Here is a 19,086-nt window from a genome sequence, read left to right on the forward strand (position 1 = left end):
GTCGGCTGTCGCTGTTAGCTATTGGCTGTCGGCAATCAGCAATCAGCTCTTTAATCATTTCTAAAAAAAGCCGATAGCCGACAGCCGATAGCCGACGGCCAAAAGCTGTTTACTTACTAGGACTGATCAATACTTTCACGCGCAGGCGCTCCTCTGTTTCAGGAAGCTTCACTGTCAATCCCTTCGCATCGAAATTGTCGTAAGGCTGATCGTTGATAAACACCTCGCTGATATGGATGCTGCCGTCAGGAAGGATATCCGGTGAAACGCGGAGCACATTGTCAGGCCAGCCGTTTGGATAAGGCTTGAAGTAGAAGTATGTAGGCTGTTTTGTGATCAACAAGTTAATGTAAACCGCTGACAGATAGCACAACTCCGTACTGTGGTAAGCGCTCATCGAGTGGCTTCCCTTGAAACGCTCTGTACCCAGCAGGTAAGGCATACCATTGGAAAGCACGTTGAAGTAAACACCGCCATCGTCGTTATCAAGGAAGAATGCATTGTAGAATGCAGCTGCTTCACGGGCTTGTTTCTCATATTCTTCATCACCCAAAATCCCGTACATGATCAGGTAAGCAAGAATAGCCTGCTCCTGCTGCCACCATGCCTTGCGGTCGTGCCACACAAACTGGTGCTTTCCGCCGGTCTTTTTCACCCTTTCCACCACATCATACCAGCCACCACGCTGCTGATCAGAACCAGCTTCGGGCATCAGAGCAGCGATTTTTTTCGCAAACTCTACATATTCCTCTTTTGGTGTCAGTGACTGCTGACGCATCAGGTTCCATGCGATTTTCAGGTTGTGGCCTACTACCGCACGGTTTTGCTGCCATCCCCAGGTCTGGTCTTTACTCCAGTCTTCGAAGAATTTCTCCTGAACGAACGGGCTGTTTTCGTAATCCGGGAAATACTTCGTAATAGTATCAAAAGTATATTCCAGGAAGTCTGCATGCTTTTTCTCGCCTGTTGCCAGGTACAGGTTGATCAGGTAGGCAGGCGCGTGGTCCCCTACCGAGTTCCAGTTTTTGCGGGCCCGGTTGTGCGCAAGTGATTCTTCGTGCGCATCAAGCGTAATCGGGTGCAAATGAGAGAAATAACCTTCTCCATTGTGGTCTTTGAAGTATTTTTCAAAAAGATCAATGGTCTTGTCGATATCGTCGCGAATGCGTTGGTCGCCTGTGATACGGTAAGTCTGTGTCGGGCCGGCCAATGCGTAGATCTGCTCGTACATTGGAAGTGCATCCAGATCGTCACCGAATTCGGAAGTCAGCAGCTTCGTTTCTTTCTGACCTTCCACTTTGAGGCCGTGGTACCAGTAAACCAGGTCATCATCCTGATCGAAGAAACGCATGTGGTCTCGCAGGTATTCAGTGCCCAGCTCGGCACCTTCCAGGAATTCGTCTTTTCCTGTCAAAAGATAAGCTGATGCAAATCCGTACACCATTCTTGAAATGGTATCTGTCTCCTGCAGGTAATCCCCTTTTTTAGAACCTCCCAAATGCAGCATGGTGCGGTAGTTCTTGTAGTTGATCTCCTCTTTTGGATAATCAAACTGCCATTTCAGATAGCTGGAAGCGATCGAGCTGATCTGGGTAATCCACCAGTTTTGCTCTTCGTGGCGATAAACCTTAGGCTCTTTACCGGGGAAAATCAGTTGTTGTGCTTCAAATGCAGCTTCATTTTCGCCAGCGTTTGGATAAAATGTTCCGTAAGCGAATACGTACTGTCCGTTTGTGGAAAGGAATGCAGTGATATCGCCCGGATCCTGCCAGCCCTCTGTCAGGTTCTGAACGCTGCGCGCATAAGTGGAGGGGATCAGATTCAACTTGAATGGTCTTTTGTCGGACGTTTCCAACGTAAACCACCGTTCCTCTGCATTATATCCGGTGACATAACCTGCAATGGTATCTGAAAAAGTGAAATCTATATTCATGCTCAAATAGTTAAGGTGTTCTTGAAATAACTTTTGTGAATGCGGGGTCGCTCGTCCCTTCGACTGCGCTCAGGGTGACAAAGCTTGTGTACGCTTTTGTCTTGTTAGGTAGCCTTGCCTTTGTCATGCTGAGCGCACCGGGCCGCCGGGCGGTCGAAGCATCATGCAGTAGCTATGTCCTGGTCGCGATAGCCCTGGGTGATCTCGATGATGTTTCCTTCCGGATCTTTCAGCCAGACTGTTTTCCAGCCTTCTATTACCTCGTCAAAATGGAGTGGGCCGAGTGTGATCACTGCGTCGTCGCCCATTAATCTTAGCTTCTCGTCGATATCTTCAACCGAGAATGCAATGTGGCGCAAGCCCGGATAATGCGGACCATCCGCTTCTGCCATGGCCATTGGTCGTTCTTCCTCAGGCGGGAAAACTTCCAGGTAAATGTTGTGGTCGTTTTTCAGGAAAACGAGCTCAGCATCATCTCCCAGACTGATCGTTCTGGCACGTTTGAAACCAAAGTGTTTCGCGTAAAATGATTCGAATTTCGCCAGATTTTTGACGGTTAATGCCAAATGGAAAAAGGAGGTGTCCATACTGATATCAGTTTACGGAAAGGGTTTCAATGATCTTTTTGGCAAATAAATGGGCATGCCCGCCCGACCGTCCTGTGATCAGGTCTCCATCCACCACTACATCTTCATTCGTGTAAATGGCGCCGTAAGCCCTGGCGTCGCCGATCAGGTTGTTGTGACAAACCAGCTTTCTGCCTCTCACGAGCTCCGTTGCGGGAGCTACGAGCCAGAGACCATGGCATATAATGCCTTTGAGGATACCCGGTTCAGCAAATACGCGTTTGAGAAATTCAGTAGCAGGCGGGATCTTCTCAACATCCTCCGTGTAACGCAGTCTGTCGGAAACCATTCCTGAGGGAACAATAATGGCATCATAAGTCCTGAGCTCTTCATCGCTCATGTTCTCGAAAGTCTCCCAGCAGTCCATTGGCGCCCGGTATTCGTGACCGAGGAATGTCAGCTTGTCCTGGCCCCAGAGCCTTGAAAGGAAATGCACTTCTGCACCTTCCTCGGGGAACCTGAACTTGTAATAGAAGATTTCGTTCTCAAAGAAGTCGGCTTCGAACAAAATACCGATCTTTTTTCCGGCAAGTTTCATAGAGAAACACGTTTAGGGGGATTACGTAAAATTTAGCTGTGGCAAAAACTAGGCTGGTCAGGCTATTTGAGACCTGAATAATGCCTGATGATCTTCCCGTCTTTCAAAATCATGATATCGTAGATCCGGGTAGGACCATTAACTGTTTCAATCGTCGCTTCGAACATGATGCTGTCGTCGGTCGACGCGAATTTTTCGGTTGAGATAAAACCGCGGTACACATGTTCAAGGTATCCTGAAAAGAGGTTCCTGATCGCTTCCGCTCCTTTTAGAATAATGGGTTCCGGTCCGCTGAGCACCACCATTTCTGCATCTGCTGCGTAGTGCTTGTCAACCAGTACTTCTGCATTACGATCTGCGAGTAATGCTACCTGTTCGTCATAAAACGCTTTCATAGTTTTAGGATATAGTTGAGAATAATGTTCTGAATCAATCGGTTTTTCAGGCCAGCGTCCCGTCGGGATGCTGTACCATTCCTGCGAAGTGGATCGCTATCTTGCCATTTTCAAGGACCCAGCTGTCGGCAAAGCGCATTTCGCTTTTTTCGCCACCTACCGTCATGGTGATCTGCTCGGTGATCATCAGCGTTTCAGGGTTCTCTGTTTCAGCCCAGAAAACAATTTCAGTTTCCAGCCCGTCAATACCCAGAATGCCCTGCATGTGCTCATTCACCTGATCGCGGCCTTTGTAAATCACTGGCGATTTGGAGAAGCTGCTGATCAGCGTCGCATCATCTGTATATTGATCTAAAAGCGCATCGATATTCTTATCCAGAATATGCTGGATGTGCTCTCTGTACATTTTACCCAGTTTGGTATCAGGTACGTTTTTCATGATATGAAATGGATAAGGGGATAAATGATCGGTTTAAAGGGTAGCTGAACCTTCGTGGTATTCCAGTCCGTCTACGATGTATTTGCTGATGATGACTTTGCCTGCATCATTCAATTTCACTTCCCAGGTCTGGAAAGCGTCGCATTTAATGCGCTTGCTGAAAGGCTCAGGCGCATTCCACACGCTTGCTTCCCATTGCACTACGACTTTCACGGTAGCCTTGTCGCCCGAAATCTCCGATTCCACACTTTTTATAGTATGTACTTCATCGAAGAAAATGCGGATGACGCGCTGGAACCAGCCTTCGAAACCGGCATATCCGTACACTGTCGTCTCGGGAAAAACCATTTCCAATTCTGCGTCTGCCAGCAGGGGCAATACTTCTACCATCGGAACATGGACGTCCAGTTTCTTGTACCAGTCGATTGCTAGTTCTTTAATCGCTTCTTGTGTCAACATCGTATTTGAATTAAGGTTGTTGGTCTACTTGACTAGTTAATTTTGCACTCCATTGTGATCCGCAGTCCGGTGTTTTCCCGCCAGTATCATATCAGCCGCTTTTTCACCGATCATAAAGCAAGCTGCGACCGTATTTCCGCTGGTCACCGTGGGCATTACCGATGCATCTGCTACGCGGAGGTTCTGAATACCGCGTACCCGCAGCTGCGGATCCACGACTGCCATCTCATCATTTCCGATTTTGCAGGTACCAGCCGGATGCCATAATGTGGAGCATTGACTGCGGATATAAGCTTCGGGATCAGCCTCGCCCGGCGCCATTTCGCCTCCGTTAAGGGGCGCGAACTTGGAGGTACCGGCTATTTTTCTGACGATTTCAATGGCTTTTTGAAGTACCTGCACATCTGCCGGCTCACTCAGGTAATTGGGATTGATAATTGCCGCGTCGCGGATATTCGCTGAGCGTAAAGTCACTTCTCCCCTGCTCTCAGCTTGTACGAGAATTGGCAGGAAAATACAGATCGGCCCGCCGAAATCTGGTAACAGAGGTGCGAGTGGCTGCGGGAGGCTTGGCGTGAAATTGATCTGTAAATCTACCTGTCCGCCCTCCTCTTTCGTGCACAGGAAAAGTGCATTGCCTGTCAGCAGCGTTGTATTCGGCATCGGGATCTTTGACCGGAAAACCATCGGCAGCTGCAAATGGTCCTGCAAGTTTTTCCCTACGCCTGGCAAATCGGCTATCACCGGAATTTGGAGTGCTTCCAGCTCAGCGGCAGGTCCGATGCCCGAAAGCAGCAGCAGCTTGGGCGATGCCAGTGCACCGCTGCTGATAATGACTTCTTTCTCTGCGAGTGCATTCCAGGTTAGCTCTCCGGCTTCAAATTCAACCCCAAATGCTTTTTTATTTTCGATCAGGATCTTGCAGACTAATGCATTGGTGAGAATGGTCAGGTTGGGTCTTGATCTGATCGGATCGATGAAAGCAGATACGCCATTGTCCCGGTGATTGTTCTTGTCGATATGGAACTGCAAAAGACCTGCGCCGTTTTCCTGGCGTTCACCATTATAGTCCCAGTAAGGTCCGTCATAACCCTGCTCCGTTGCGCCTTCGAGGAAATGGGAAGAGCGCATTACTTCATCAGGACAGTCACGGATACTCAGCTCGCCGCCGGTTGCGTGGTATTCAGATGCGCCGTTTTCAAAATTTTCTGATCTTTTAAAATATGGCAAAACATCCTTGAAAGACCAGCCTTCTGCGCCGAGTTGCTCCCAGAGATCGAAGTTGGCCGGATTACCGCGCACATACATCATCGCATTAATGGACGTACTGCCGCCCAGCACCTTACCCTGATTAATGGTGATACTGCGACCACCTAGGCCGGGCTGCGGCGTTGTTTCCAATTTCCAATCCAATTCAGATCCCCAGAGACTTACAAAGCCGGCCGGTTCTTTAATTGCGGGATTTTGATCGCTGCCGCCCGCCTCTATCAACAAAACCCTGTTGGCCGCATCGGCACTCAGCCTGTTGGCCAAAACACTTCCGGACGCGCCGGCTCCCACAATGATGTAATCGTAAACTTGATTATTCAACATTTTACAAGTGGAGGTTTAGGTAATCGCTTATTGTGAACAGTTCACTTTCACCCAGTCGGACTTATGGTCACCTTCCAGGACGAGGTCAATGAGGAATGGCTTATCGTCTGCCAGCATGCGTTCGATTGCCGGTAAAATTTCTTCTTCTTTCTCTACACGCACTGCCTCTACACCCATGGATTGAGCAAGCAGGTCAAAACGGATCGCGGGATATGAAAGGTCAAATGGAAGCGGGAAAGGGTGTTTGTCAATCTCGCGCTCTTTCCAGTATTGGTCAATATTAAGTTGTAAAAGCTTGTAGGAACCATTGTTGCAGACTATAAATTTGGCACCCGCATTATGACGTACAGCCGACCATAATGTCTGGATCGTGTACATACTACCACCGTCGCCTGAGAAGCCGATCACTGTTTTTTCAGGATTCGCAAGCTTTACCCCGATCGCGCCGGGAAATCCTACGCCTAATGAGCCGCCACGCGTCGTAAAATACTGTCCGGCTGCTTTTTGAGGAATGTATCTGCTTACAGCGGGAGAGCTGGTCAGCGCTTCGTCGAAAATGACTGTTTCATTAAGGTTCAGCTTCTCTGCAAGAACCTTGGAGAACTGCGCCATTCGGAGCGGAGATCCTGAATATTGCTGATCTGCCTCTTTCTCGCGGGCAATTTTCTCGTTTTTAGCAGTACCGATATCCTCTATACGCTGGATCACCTCAGCCATTTGATCCGAAGAGATCATTGCTTCAAGTACCTCGGCCAGTTCGGCCAGTGAAAGCTTGGGATCACTTACCACGCCGAGATCGACGCGGTGGTTCTTGGCAATCTCGTACGCATTCAGATCAAAATGGATCACCTTTGCTTCGGGCGCATAAATGTCGCCGAGATCGGGGAACACTTCCGGCACCATGTAAGTACCTACAATGAGGTTCACATCGCCTTTTGTCGTAATCGGGTGACTGTAAGAGCCGAACATGTGACCGGTGGTACCCTGGTAAAGCGGGTGCGTATTGTCCATGACCACGTCGCCAAACTCTACACCGTATACTTCCGCCCCGAGCAGTTCTGCCACCTTGGTAAGTTCCGGTATCGCATCAGAGTAAGCCACGCCGTCACCAACGAAGATCATCGGTTTTTCGGCGCTCAGCAATATTTCAGCCGCTTCACGGATCAGGTCCGAATGTGGTAGAACGCGTGTAGAAGGAATGCAGCTCGGGAACACGGGCTCATCGTTGAGCTCATCGAGCACGTCCATCGGCAAACACACATAAACAGGTCCCATGGGTGCAGTAGTAGCAATCTTGATCGCTCTGCGCAATGTTCTCAGCAGTGATTTGGACGAAGTTGCCATAGTAGCATACTTGGTCACAGGCGCCATCATTGCCACCAGATCGTTGGCCATTTGCGCATCCATGTTCATGTATTGCACACCGGCATCTGATCCAATCACTACCAGCGGCGCGTGGCCTCTTTTTGCCTGGTAAATCGCTCCTACCGCATTTCCGATCCCGGGTGAGCTATGCAGCTGCACCAGGGTTGGTTTCTGTGTAGCCCTTGCGTATCCGTCGCCCATCATTACTGCGATGGTCTCCTGCAGGGTAAGTATATACTTCATGTCCGGATATTCGGCCAGCGCATCGAGGAAGCCCTGTTCCACCGTGCCCGGATTCCCGAACATGAAGTCCATGCCGTCGGCAAGGAACTGTTCAATAATCTTCTGATTTCCGGTTTTACCAGCCATAACGGGTGAGCCCTTTATCCAATACGTTTACAAACTGTTCTCCGAACTCAAACGAGCACTGCAGCGAGCGCGCGGTGATGAATGGGTAATCGACGATCACAGAAGTTTCTTTGCCGAAGTTGCCGTGGTACTGTCCATTCGGTCCGACCGCGTCTGACAGAATGTATTCAAGGACATACGGCGGCGGCCCCATGTTCAGGTCTGTGTGCAGGAAGCCGGTACCGTCGTGGTAATCGTACTCAATGCAGTGGCCGGTCACATGTTTGCCGTTGATGATTGATTTTCTTTCGTTAAAATCCCTTGCGAAAACAAGGGGCGCCACGCCGTAGCAAATTCCTGCCACCGGCATTTTTTTGTTGTAAAAAGCAAGGATCAGGTCGTGAACGCGCTGGTTGTTGACCATATCAATGATCGGCCCGCTGCCGCCTACGAGCAGCAATGCAGCATACTCCTCGGTGATATTCTCCTGCGCCGTTTTCAGGTCTGCGTAATACTTTTCAAATGCTCTGAGAAAGTCAGGCGTTGAGAAATACGGTCGCTGCGGGATCACTTCCGACAGGTTAAGCCGGTTTTCAAGCCTGTTGCTTGCTTCGAATGCTTTTACTTTTTCAGCTGCGAGCGGTGTTGTTACACAAACACCTAGGGGAGGGTCTACATAAGTAGTGTCATAACTTGGCGGCAGCGCTTCTGCCTTTTTACCATTTGGAGTGATGAATTCAACAGTGTAACCTGCTTCTTCCAGCTTCTCGAGAGGTCCAACCAGCTCAATTCCCCAGTATCCGTATTCGGAGAGGACAGCGAGTATTTTTTTTGACATAAAAAATGAAAGTTTTTAAGGGTAGTTGTTAGTAAACAAAAAGGGAACGTTGAGTAAAATAGTAGCGGCGTGTGTGCTTTGGATGTCCAAATATGTCGACACGATTAGCGATCGGGCGACAAATAATAATCGAAACTGAAAAATCCCACGGTGAACCTGTTGATTCCAGACCTCAAACCGCCCGGTATTTGCTGAACCGTTTAAATCGATATATGAACCTTCTGAAAAGCCGGGGAAGCCGAACAATAAAGCATTGAAGAAGAAAATGGCGATTTTGACAAACTGACTTTCTGCCCCTTTTTTGTGTGGTTATCCGTGAAAACAATAGTAATATTTCTACCTTTATCTGTATACTTGCAAAATGCTAGTTTCCTGCGTACTGCGAGGTAAACTGGCAGCCAGCACACTTTGAACACACGCTCCGGGAAAAATCAGATCTTCATCACACGAACCCGGTAATTCTCAGACCGATACGCTCGTAAGAAGATTTCAGCGCGATTGCCAATACAATCTTTAAGAATACACCTTGCTCTATTTATGAAACCTTTGAACCTCCTGATCGTTGCAATCCAACGCGAGTGGCTAAACCTCCTGGAAGATTCCCTGAGCTATGCCGGTTACCAGTTTCAGATCAAAAAGGTAGATTCCAAACAATCGGCGATCAAAGCATTCTACGAAGCAAAATACGACCTGCTAATATCCAACTGCGTACTGCCCGACGGCAAAATCACCGATCTGGCCGATCTGCTGGGCAGCCAGCTTCCTTGCCTGGTAATGTCCGAAACGCATTGTCCGGTTACCGCTCAGCTTACACTCGCTGTCACGGACACGAACTATTACATGAACTGTTATGACAAGGTTGGCTGGATTCCCGCATTGGAAAATACATTGGCCAAATGGCGCAGCAATGCAGAACAGAAAATCAGCCAGCATTTGCAGAGCAACGATGATCTTTACAGAAAGGTACTCGCCCGCTGTGCTGAGCTGCTAGACAGTCCGGAACTGACGGCTTCCGAAGCTGCGACCAGCACATTTGAACTCGTAACAGAAGTAATGAGCCTCGGCAGAATGTACCTTTGCGTGGCACAAAAAGCCGAGGACGGCGGCGTACAGATCGTCAAAAAAGCAGAAGCAGCCGGCTCCGGTGTTTCTCTCAAACATTCACTATCTCAAAACCCGCTCGAGATACCTTATTTTTCAAGGTGGAGATCCCAGTTTGAGGCTGGAAGATCCGTTACCGAGCTCGTCTCTGAACTTCCGCTAAGTGAGAGCAAATGGCTGAGCCGCCACGATATCCAGTCGCTGCTTGCGGTGCCGCTGACAATGGAAGGCAAATGGATCGCGTACATTGCGGTGGAAGATACATTTGACCTCAGGATCTGGTCAGAAGCTGAAATCAGCCTGATCGTTCGACTCGCCGCATTGATCCAAGACAATTTATTCACATCCAGAAAAGCAACTTTGTCGGAAGCAGCAATACTTAGCAACGTGGCATGACCCCCGACATGAATTACCGGAACGGGATGTCTCTCGGCTGGCGTCTTTGTTTCATTCTAAGTCTTTTTGCCACAATTCCCCGGCTGATATTTGTCTGGCCGGCACTATTCAATCCGGCAAGGATTGGGAGCGGTCTTCTCGACATTTGCATTCAGTTCATTATCAGCTTCGAGTTCGCCTGGATCTTCATTTACATCTGTCTCCATTACACCTATCAGAAACCGAGCTGGTTTAACCGGCAGAGTAAATGGGTACAGGCCGCGCTGCTGGTCCTGCTTTTCTTTGCGATCAACGAGATACTTTTTCAGCTGAAACTCGCGCTGGACGAAGACAATACTGATATGGTGATTTTCAGGGTTGTCTATTATTTATACCACGTTTTGCTGTTACTCGCAATCCTCGGCTACCGCAACTTCCTGCTGACTACCCAGGCAAACCACGAGATCGGCCTCGAAAATGAACAGCTCAAAAGAGAGCAGCTGAAAGCGCAACTGGAAGCATTGCGTAACCAGCTGAATCCGCACTTTCTGTTCAATGCATTAAACATCCTGAACATTTCCATTGCCACGAATCCTGACCTGGCGCAGCGCATTGTACTCGACTTGTCGGATATTCTCCGATACAATTTAAAGGTGCAAAACCAGGGATTGGTGCTGCTTACCGATGAGCTCGCAGCCGCCCGTGCATACCTGGACCTTCACAAAGCGCGGTTTGGCGAGAAATTGGCTTTTGATTTCATTGACACCGACACAGGCAAAGAATGGTACGTGGTGCCTTTATCCCTGCAGATCCTGATTGAGAATGCGATCAAGCACAATGTGATCACCAGTACGCAGGTCCTGTTTATCGAAATCCGGCTGAATGAGCAGGAAAAGCAGGTGATCGTGATGAATACAGTTAATAAAAAAGCCAATTCGGGAGGTACGGGCATCGGGTTGCAGAATCTTGACAAGCGCTACAAGATACAGACCGGCCAAAAACCTTCCCTGATTGAAGACGAACAACAGTTTACAGTAAAAATTCCTCTGATTGAAGCTCCATGACAAGAATCCTGATCATTGAAGACGAAGAACCCGCAGGGCAGTACCTGACACAGCTTATCCAGAAAATCGACCCGAAAACAGTGATCCTCGATATATTGGAAAGTGTCGAAACCGCTGTAAACTGGCTGAGCAACAACCTGGTACCCGACCTGATCTTCCTGGACGTGCAGCTGGGTGACGGTACCTGTTTTCAGGTTTTTGAACAAATTTCAATCGGCTGTCCGGTGATCTTCACCACGGCTCACGACGAATATGCGCTACGTGCATTCAAGCTCAACAGCATTGATTACCTGCTTAAACCGATCAGGCAGGAAGCTTTGAAATTCAGTCTGGACAAATATTACCAGCTGAATGAGGAAAATGCGATCAATAAGGTGAAGTACCTGGAAGAATTGATGCACACCCAGATACTTAACCGGCGGAGTCCGCGCAAGAGCTTTCTTGTCCCCTACCGCGATAAGCTCATCCCATTGCGCGATGTGGATTTTGCGTGGCTTACGATCCGTAACAGCGTGGTAGTCGCTACCCTGCACGATGACCGCAATTTTGTCATCGACAAATCGCTGGAAGAGCTTGAAAACCAGCTCGACCCGACTAACTTTTTCCGCGCCAACCGCCAGTTTATCATTTCACGGCAATGCATTCAGGAAATTGAACTGTATTTCAATGGCAGGCTCCTGCTGCGCACAATTCCGGTTTCGCCTAACCAGATCTTGATCAGCAAGGAGAGAGTTCCGGTATTTAAAAAATGGTTTGAAGATTGACTTAGGTTGAGAAGAACCCGTTTTCCGCTTTTGATTTGGCAGTTTGATTTGCATTATTTTCTGCTTCGCCCAGAAAGCGGACCTTATTTAGTATAAAAAGGCGAAGATTTGCATTCCTACATTTTCCTCTAAACTATCATGTATACCGCCCGCGAGATCAAGCTGGGAATTATCCTTTCCTTTGCCTGGAAAACCCTGGTTTTCTTTTTCCTTTATGCCTCTGTACTTTGTACTATAAGTTACCTGTCGGGCCACGTACTCGGCATCTCGTTCGTTCCCATTGGTCTGATCGGTACCGCTGTCGCTTTTTACGTGGGTTTTAAAAACAATTCATCCTACGAGCGACTTTGGGAAGCGCGTCGCATCTGGGGCGCGATCGTGAATGCGAGCCGTACGTTTGGCACATTATCCTGTACTTACATTCAATCAGAAGGCACTGGCGCAGGCTCGGTGAAAGCACAACTGATCCACCGGCACATTGCCTACATTAATGCAGTGCGAATCCAGCTGCGGTCCAAGAGTGTATGGAATGATCCGGGGTCTGTGGCAAATGCGGTGGTGGAACAACAGCACATCCCGTCGGACCAGTCTATGCCTGATATGCTCGGCCGTTTTTTACCCGCAAATGAAGCTGCATTCTATATGTCACGTAAAAACCCCGCGACACATATCATGAAGGCGCAGGCGAAGCAGCTCGACGAGGAGTTCAGGGCCGGGCGGATCAATGAGCTGTTTTATTTTCACCTGATGAATGTAGTCCAGGAATTCTATAATCAGCAAGGTGCAGCCGAGCGGATCAAGAATTTCCCTTTTCCCCGTCAGTACGCCTATTTCAGCAAGGTTTTCGTGTGGCTTTTTATACTTGTCCTCCCATTCGGACTGATCAATGAATTTGCCAAGCTCGGTGAAGGTCTGATTTTCCTTGCGATCCCAAGCTACGTTCTTATCGCGTGGGTATTTAATACAATGGAAATCGTGGGAGATACCAGCGAAAATCCATTCGAAAACGCGATCAACGACATACCAATGACGGCTATATGCCGTACGATTGAAATAGATTTGCGTGAAATGCTGAATGAGACGTCAATTCCCGCTCCTATTACGGCAGTGAATAATATTTTGATGTAGGACGCTGCTTATAAACTGCAAATGCCATTTCGTTTCCTGAAATGGCATTTTTGCTCGATTTAGTTAGGTTCTCTTTCTATTTTTTCACGTGAGCGGTGAACTTCCCGTAATCAACAGTTTGGTCCGCGTACATTACATATGATCTGATGTACAATTCGTTTATTGAAGCCTCCGGGATTGCGAGCTGGAATCCGAGTAGCATTTCGTTTTTCGGGGCTAATATTTTTGCATCAGTACGGTTTTTATGATCGGCAACAGTCGGAGCCGGGTTTATGGTCTGACCCGCGGAAACGTTGTATGAGTAAACTAATCCATATTCCAGGATTTCCTTACTTTCAACTTCCTTAACCACATATCCGCTGTTATAAGGCTTGTTCAAACCGGGGGTTCCAAACACTTCCACTACTGCTCTTCCACCAAGATCGGGGCTAAACTTCATCACGTCTCCGTAAACAACCTTTCCATTGCTTAACATTGCGTAAGCGCGATAAAATATCGCAAAAAAGCCTTCAGGTGCAGGAGCCGCCGAATTGCTTAAATTCCCGAGTGCCGGACTCCCCGTGAAATCCTGCTTCTCATAATCTATTGTAGGTGTCTTGGTATATGACAAACTCAGGTCGTAGAAGGCGGTAGAATATACTACACCATAAGACCCGATCTGCGCGTTCCCCAAGTTCTGAAATGCGATCTTGAAATTTAGCTTTCCAGCCGAAATATCCATGGGTAATGTCGAGATGACCGGCAATACTTCTGGCGTTTCTGGTACTACGTGGTCTTCACATGAGAAGCTAAAAAGGAACAGCATTGTGAATAATGCTGCAAACTGAAGAGAGATTTTTTTCATAACTGCGCCATTTTGGTTGATTTTGGCACAAGTATAAAATTCAAGCAGCTTTTTGAACTACGTGGCTACCTGTCCACTATTTAACGGTTTCGTTTCAATTATTATCCGGTGATGATCATCGCATACCGTGTAAGTACCAGCTAGAAATAGCTACAATTGGGACTCCCGAAAATACTGTTACGTTCTACTTGCCCACATTTTAAAACTGACAAACAGTTAAAGCTCACTGCAAAATTCAAGCAGCTTTTCCACCTCTGCCTTGACTTCAAAATTCACGTCGTTTTCACGCAGGTACTTGTTAATCTCTCCCTTTTTTAATGGGAAAACTTTCAGGATGTTATTCCGGTTGGCGACATAGAATGTATTGTTTCGATCAATGAAGAAGAAAATCTCGCGCTTTGCGAGTAACACGCGGTCATTAACATCCAAAAACTGGTACTCACCACGTGAATTCACAAAGGTAGTGTAGCTGGAAATCGCGGAAGTGGACGAATACTGCCCATATGAAGCTCTTTTCTCATGTCCGATTTTGCCAAGAAATTCCTTTCTGCCCAGTTTTGCATTGCCGAAATCACGTTCAACACGCACGTGTCCGTGCCCTTTTTGATAGTAATAAACGTCATCTGCGATCAGAACGCGCTTGATATACGCGCCATCTGCAAAAAGCATCGTATCCTGTTCCGGACTGATGAACACGACCTCGCCGTGCACCCTGTTGTAATTCAGCTTTGCCTTTGAGATTTTACCGTTCCTGAAAAGAACCTGCCCGTCCTGGAATTCAGGGTACTGGAACCGGCCTTCGTATGGAACCACTTTATTCGCATCTCTCCCCGACCTTACGTAGTAAAGATCTTTGCCCGACTGTGCATTTGCAGAAAAGGCCAGCAAGAAAAACAGCAAAACCGAAGGAAGTTTCATAGAAGCACGTTGACCAGTTATATCAATATTTCCTTTTAAATTTAGATATAACCGCAATATTCTCAAACAAACGGGAGTTGCCAGTGAATATTTCTTATTCTTCCCAATGATCGAACACGGAACCTTCCTCTGTTTTGACTGAACTTTCAACTGCCGCATTAATTTCAGCCATTTCCTGCTCAGTCAGATCGCGCCACTTACCTACGGGCAGACCGTCGAGCGTGACATTCATGATACGAACTCTTTTCAATTTAGTCACTTGGTATCCCAGGAATTCGCACATTCTGCGGATTTGCCGGTTCAGTCCCTGAGTCAGTATTATCCTGAACACAAAGCTGCCTTCCTTTTCTACAAAACACTTCCGTGTGACCGTCCCGAGTACCGGGACTCCTGCGCCCATTCTTTCGATAAATCCGTCCGTAATCGGCTTGTTGACTGTCACTACATACTCTTTTTCGTGGTTATTCCCGGCGCGCAGGATCTTATTGACAATATCTCCGTCGCTGGTCAGGAAAATCAGCCCCTCCGAAGGCTTATCGAGTCTGCCGATCGGGAAAATGCGTTCCTTATGCCGGATGTAATCAATGATGTTACCTTTTACATTTCTCTCCGTAGTACATGTAATTCCGACCGGCTTGTTAAATGCAATGTACACGCCCGCTTTTTTCAGGTTCAGCGGTTTTCCATTCACACGTACATCGTCAGCTGCCGAAGCTTTATCGCCCAGCACAGCTACTCTGCCATTTAAAGTAACCTTACCCTGCTCGATGAGCTTGTCGGCTTCGCGGCGTGAGCAATAACCAGTTTCGCTGATAAACTTATTTATTCTCGTGAATTCCAATTTGTTACAGATTTGGGTCAAAAAACAACATTAGTTGACTAGACAAATTTGGGTTGATTTTGAAAAATTATCATGGTTTAAACAAAGAATTCGTGCATTTGCCACTTTACCCTTCATTGCTAAATCTATTTACCACTACGAAAGATCAAAATTATTGCTCTATGAAAAATCGTCTCCTGCTCTGCCAGGTCTTCCTCTGGCTAACTGCCCTGACACTTCACGCACAACCCGCGCGCCGGCCGGTGGAAGTAATTGTGAGTACCGATCATGAAGACTGGACTTACAAGACTGGTGAAAAAGTGCAGTTTACAGTACAGGTATTGAGAAACGGGAATCCGGTCAAAAACGCGCAGCTACGATATGAAATTGGGTTGGAAAAGATGGATCCAACTATTAAGGAAAGCAAAACCGCTGCCGATGGAAAACTCACAATTGACGGTGGTACATTGAAAACTCCTGGTTTTTTGAGGTGTATTGTTTGGGCAAATGTCGACGGGGGTGAATTCCGCGGCCTGGCTACTGCTGCATTTGACCCTTTGAAAATCCAGCCGACTGTATCCAATCCGGAAGACTTTGATACGTTTTGGACCAATGCAAAAAAGGAACTGGCTGCTGTGCCAATGGATGCGAAAATGACGTTGCTGCCCGAGCGATGCACGGAAAAAACAAATGTATACCACCTGAACCTGCAAAATCACAGACCCGGCTTGCGGGTTTATGGGATTTTAAGTATCCCCAAAAAAGAAGGGAAATATCCTGCATTGCTGCGCGTACCCGGCGCGGGCGTTCGCGCGTATTATGGTGATGTAGCTACCGCGGACAAAGATATTATCACACTCGAAATCGGTATTCATGGTATCCCAGTTACCATGGATCCCTCGGTTTACATTGATCTTGGACAAGGCGTTTTAAATGGATATCCTGCTTACAATCTGGATGATAGAGACAAATTCATTTATAAAAAAGTATATCTCGGCTGTGTGCGTGCGAACGATTTCCTTGTTAGTTTGCCGCAGTTTGATGGTACCAACCTCGCAGTGACCGGCGGCAGCCAGGGCGGCGCATTGTCCATCGTGACAGCTGCGCTGGACCCGCGCGTAAAATGGCTTGGTGCGTTCTACCCTGCATTGAGCGACGTGACGGGCTACCTGCACGGTCGCGCAGGCGGCTGGCCCCATTACTTCGATAAAAACGGAGTTGCAACGAATAAAACAAACGAGAAGCTGGCCACAGTGGGCTACTATGATGTGGTCAACTTTGCGAGACGAGTGAAAGCACCCGGGTTCTATATGTGGGGCTTCAATGACGAAACCTGCCCTCCTACTTCCATGTATGCTGCATACAATGTTACCACCGCACCAAAAGAACTGAAACTCTACCAGGACACTGGCCACTGGACCTACCAGGACGAGAGAGATCTTATGAATAATTGGCTGGTGGAGAAGTTGAAGGGGAAGTGATGAATGTTGAATGAATGAGTGAATGAGCGAATGAGTGAGTTAGTGAATGAGTGGGCGTCGTTGCGCTGAGTGACTGAATGAGTGAATGATTTTGGCGTGCATGCCGAACAATAATTGACAATAATGACCATAAATGACTAAAACAATCCCAACAACCCTGAACTAACAACCATGGATCGCAGAAGTTTTATTGAAAAATCGGCTCTTGCTGGGGCGGCGTTTTCTTCGCTGCCATTACTCACTGCGCTGAGGCGGGCTGCTCCTTACAGGACTGCGCTGGTAGGTGCGGGCTGGTGGGGTACCAATATCCTGCGCTGCGCTATGCAGGCTGGTGAGTCGAAACTGGTGGCACTATGTGATGTGGACCAGAATCAGCTGAAAACGTGTGCAGAGGTTTTCTCCAAACTCACACCCGATAAACCCAGGTTATACAAGGATTACCGTGAAATGCTTGCAAAGGAAAAGCCCGAAATCGTGATCGTTGCAACCCCGGATCACTGGCACGCGCTCTGCTGCATTGCCGCTATTGAATCCGGTGCGCACGTGTACGTGGAGAAACCGATTTCACATACCATTAAAGAAGGGCGCGCTATGGTAAACGCCACGCGTAAACACGGGAAAATCGTGCAGGTGGGTACACATAGACGCGTTTCTCCGCACAACGTGTCCGGAATGCAGTTTTTGAAATCCGGAAAAGCCGGTAAGATCGGCATGGCGCGCGCATTCGTTCATTACGGCGGCGGCCCGGGACAGAAAACACCGGATCAGGAGCCGCCGCAGGGTTTGGACTGGGACTTTTACTGCGGCCCTGCGCCCTTGGTACCTTATAACAAAACGATTACACCGAGAGGGTTCCGAAATTACCTCAATTTCGCGAATGGTACATTGGGTGACTGGGGTATTCACTGGCTTGACCAGGTTTTGTGGTGGTCGGAACAGAAGTACCCTAAGAAAATCTACTCGACAGGAGGCCGGGCGATCCGGCAGGACAGTACCGACGCGCCTGATCACCAGGTTGCAGTTTACGATTTCGACGGCTTCACGCTGGAATGGGAACACCGCAATTTCGCTGCAAACAATGCAGAGAAAACGCATCCGCAGCAGGCAGTTGGCGTTTATTTCTACGGGACGGAAGGAACGTTTCACATGGGCTGGCTCGACGGCTGGACATTTTACCCAACCGACCCGAAAAAGCCGATCATTCACGAAGACGCGAAACTGAACAAGCCAGACGACCAGAATATACAGGAACTCTGGGCCGATTTTCTCAATTCGATCAAAACAAACAAGCCGCCAGTCTGTGAAATTGAGATTGGCCAGCGCTCTACAAACGTGGCCTTACTTGGAATGCTTTCCTACAAACTCGGAAGAAGCATTGTTTGGGATGGAGAGAAGGAAACAATCGAAGGGGATCCGGAGGCTAACAAGCTCCTGAGCCGGGAATACCGCGGGGAATGGAAGTATCCGAAGGTATAGGGATTTTGTTATTTGGTCACTTGTGCTTATTTGGCGTGATAGTCGTCATTGGTTGTCATTGGTTGTAAACATTCTACTAAAACAATCAATGACCATCAGTGACTTATCTGAAAGCCAAACCAGAATGCATCACAAAAAAACAGGTGACGCTCGTAAGAGAAGCGCCACCTGTTTGCTTTTACATTGTCAGTCAATTTTCACCACTTCTGCGGGAATGTTGTACTGGTCGATGATCTCACGTGTGAAGCGTACGTGCCCGCGCGGAGCCATCAGATAAAGCTTGGCACCCTTCATTCCTGCCAATTCGCTTAGCAGTTTCCATTTCGAAATATTGCCTCTCATCTGATCGCTCTTGATGGAGACTTCCAGGTAGTGTCTGTTGAACATGTTCACTCCGGTAACGTCAGGAGTAAACTTAGCATTGTCGGCTGCCCTTTCGTAAGATTTCGGGGTTTCGTAGCCTTCTATATTAGCCTGAATGTCCTTAAATCCGTGAGCTTGTGCCCACTTTACCACTTGTGGTATAAACAGTTCTTTTTCCATAATGCTGTGCATAAGTAATGTCTCTCCCGGTGACCTAC

At 48.0% G+C, this 19,086-nt stretch carries 19 protein-coding genes; 6 read left to right on the plus strand and 13 right to left on the minus strand.

What is annotated here, in order from left to right; translation table 11 throughout:
* Positions 1 to 109: 109 nt before the first annotated feature.
* The 9 genes from Q369_RS0112085 to Q369_RS0112125 all read right to left on the minus strand — a co-directional run bounded on the left by Q369_RS0112085 (position 110) and on the right by Q369_RS0112125 (position 8,534).
* Positions 110 to 1,933 carry an AGE family epimerase/isomerase gene (locus Q369_RS0112085; RefSeq protein ID WP_205624312.1) on the minus strand — a complete coding sequence of 608 codons (1,824 nt, stop codon included), beginning with the start codon at positions 1,931 to 1,933 and terminating at the stop codon, positions 110 to 112.
* Positions 1,934 to 2,094: 161 nt separating this feature from the next.
* Complete coding sequence (locus Q369_RS0112090; RefSeq protein WP_031528071.1) at positions 2,095 to 2,520, minus strand: VOC family protein; 426 nt, start codon at positions 2,518 to 2,520, stop codon at positions 2,095 to 2,097.
* Positions 2,521 to 2,527: 7 nt separating this feature from the next.
* Complete coding sequence (locus tag Q369_RS0112095; RefSeq protein WP_031528072.1) at positions 2,528 to 3,097, minus strand: DJ-1/PfpI family protein; 570 nt, start codon at positions 3,095 to 3,097, stop codon at positions 2,528 to 2,530.
* A gap of 62 nt (positions 3,098 to 3,159) precedes the next feature.
* On the minus strand, positions 3,160 to 3,492 hold the full coding sequence (locus Q369_RS0112100) for a nuclear transport factor 2-like protein (RefSeq protein ID WP_031528073.1): 333 nt from the start codon (positions 3,490 to 3,492) through the stop codon (positions 3,160 to 3,162).
* A gap of 46 nt (positions 3,493 to 3,538) precedes the next feature.
* Complete coding sequence (locus Q369_RS0112105; protein WP_031528074.1) at positions 3,539 to 3,931, minus strand: nuclear transport factor 2 family protein; 393 nt, start codon at positions 3,929 to 3,931, stop codon at positions 3,539 to 3,541.
* Between the two features lie 33 nt (positions 3,932 to 3,964).
* Positions 3,965 to 4,390 (minus strand): hypothetical protein, encoded by a 426-nt coding sequence (locus tag Q369_RS0112110; RefSeq protein WP_031528075.1) that lies wholly within the window; start codon positions 4,388 to 4,390, stop codon positions 3,965 to 3,967.
* Between the two features lie 36 nt (positions 4,391 to 4,426).
* A complete protein-coding gene (locus Q369_RS0112115; RefSeq protein ID WP_031528076.1) occupies positions 4,427 to 5,983 on the minus strand; it encodes a GMC family oxidoreductase in 1,557 nt (518 codons plus the stop codon).
* A 27-nt stretch (positions 5,984 to 6,010) separates the two neighbouring features.
* Positions 6,011 to 7,717, minus strand: coding sequence for a thiamine pyrophosphate-binding protein (locus tag Q369_RS0112120; protein WP_031528077.1), 1,707 nt, complete (start codon positions 7,715 to 7,717; stop codon positions 6,011 to 6,013).
* Positions 7,707 to 8,534, minus strand: a complete 828-nt coding sequence (locus Q369_RS0112125; protein WP_031528078.1) for a type 1 glutamine amidotransferase domain-containing protein — start codon at positions 8,532 to 8,534, stop codon at positions 7,707 to 7,709. Before Q369_RS0112125 ends, Q369_RS0112120 begins: the two co-directional genes overlap by 11 nt.
* 537 nt (positions 8,535 to 9,071) lie before the next feature.
* Here Q369_RS0112125 and Q369_RS0112130 point away from each other — a divergent pair.
* The 4 genes from Q369_RS0112130 to Q369_RS0112145 all read left to right on the plus strand — a co-directional run bounded on the left by Q369_RS0112130 (position 9,072) and on the right by Q369_RS0112145 (position 12,966).
* Positions 9,072 to 10,031: a GAF domain-containing protein gene (locus Q369_RS0112130; protein ID WP_031528079.1), complete on the plus strand. Its 960-nt coding sequence runs from the start codon at positions 9,072 to 9,074 to the stop codon at positions 10,029 to 10,031.
* The gene (locus tag Q369_RS28335; protein ID WP_051664037.1) at positions 10,028 to 11,074 is read left to right on the plus strand and encodes a sensor histidine kinase; all 1,047 of its coding nucleotides are present in this window, start codon (positions 10,028 to 10,030) and stop codon (positions 11,072 to 11,074) included. The genes Q369_RS0112130 and Q369_RS28335 overlap by 4 nt, the downstream gene beginning before the upstream one ends.
* The gene (locus tag Q369_RS0112140) at positions 11,071 to 11,838 is read left to right on the plus strand and encodes a LytR/AlgR family response regulator transcription factor (RefSeq protein WP_031528081.1); all 768 of its coding nucleotides are present in this window, start codon (positions 11,071 to 11,073) and stop codon (positions 11,836 to 11,838) included. The genes Q369_RS28335 and Q369_RS0112140 overlap by 4 nt, the downstream gene beginning before the upstream one ends.
* Before the next feature lie 138 nt (positions 11,839 to 11,976).
* Complete coding sequence (locus tag Q369_RS0112145; protein ID WP_031528082.1) at positions 11,977 to 12,966, plus strand: bestrophin family protein; 990 nt, start codon at positions 11,977 to 11,979, stop codon at positions 12,964 to 12,966.
* A gap of 76 nt (positions 12,967 to 13,042) precedes the next feature.
* On the opposite strand, the gene Q369_RS0112150 is transcribed toward Q369_RS0112145, so the two are convergent.
* From Q369_RS0112150 to rluF, 3 genes are all read right to left on the minus strand, one after another.
* Positions 13,043 to 13,810: a hypothetical protein gene (locus Q369_RS0112150; protein ID WP_031528083.1), complete on the minus strand. Its 768-nt coding sequence runs from the start codon at positions 13,808 to 13,810 to the stop codon at positions 13,043 to 13,045.
* Positions 13,811 to 14,026: 216 nt separating this feature from the next.
* Positions 14,027 to 14,728, minus strand: a complete 702-nt coding sequence (locus Q369_RS0112155) for a hypothetical protein (RefSeq protein ID WP_031528084.1) — start codon at positions 14,726 to 14,728, stop codon at positions 14,027 to 14,029.
* Between the two features lie 94 nt (positions 14,729 to 14,822).
* Complete coding sequence (gene rluF / locus Q369_RS0112160; protein WP_031528085.1) at positions 14,823 to 15,569, minus strand: 23S rRNA pseudouridine(2604) synthase RluF; 747 nt, start codon at positions 15,567 to 15,569, stop codon at positions 14,823 to 14,825.
* A gap of 161 nt (positions 15,570 to 15,730) precedes the next feature.
* Here rluF and Q369_RS0112165 point away from each other — a divergent pair, with 161 nt between their 5' ends.
* Together Q369_RS0112165 and Q369_RS0112170 are read left to right on the plus strand one after the other, a co-directional pair.
* Entirely contained in the window at positions 15,731 to 17,029 is a 1,299-nt protein-coding gene (locus tag Q369_RS0112165; RefSeq protein WP_031528086.1) for an acetylxylan esterase, read from the plus strand.
* Positions 17,030 to 17,200: 171 nt separating this feature from the next.
* Positions 17,201 to 18,505 (plus strand): Gfo/Idh/MocA family protein, encoded by a 1,305-nt coding sequence (locus tag Q369_RS0112170; RefSeq protein ID WP_031528087.1) that lies wholly within the window; start codon positions 17,201 to 17,203, stop codon positions 18,503 to 18,505.
* A gap of 186 nt (positions 18,506 to 18,691) precedes the next feature.
* On the opposite strand, the gene Q369_RS0112175 is transcribed toward Q369_RS0112170, so the two are convergent.
* Entirely contained in the window at positions 18,692 to 19,048 is a 357-nt protein-coding gene (locus Q369_RS0112175) for a hypothetical protein (protein WP_031528088.1), read from the minus strand.
* Positions 19,049 to 19,086 lie beyond the last annotated feature (38 nt).

The sequence above is a fragment of the Dyadobacter crusticola DSM 16708 genome, from assembly GCF_000701505.1.
GTDB classification, from domain to species: domain Bacteria; phylum Bacteroidota; class Bacteroidia; order Cytophagales; family Spirosomataceae; genus Dyadobacter; species Dyadobacter crusticola.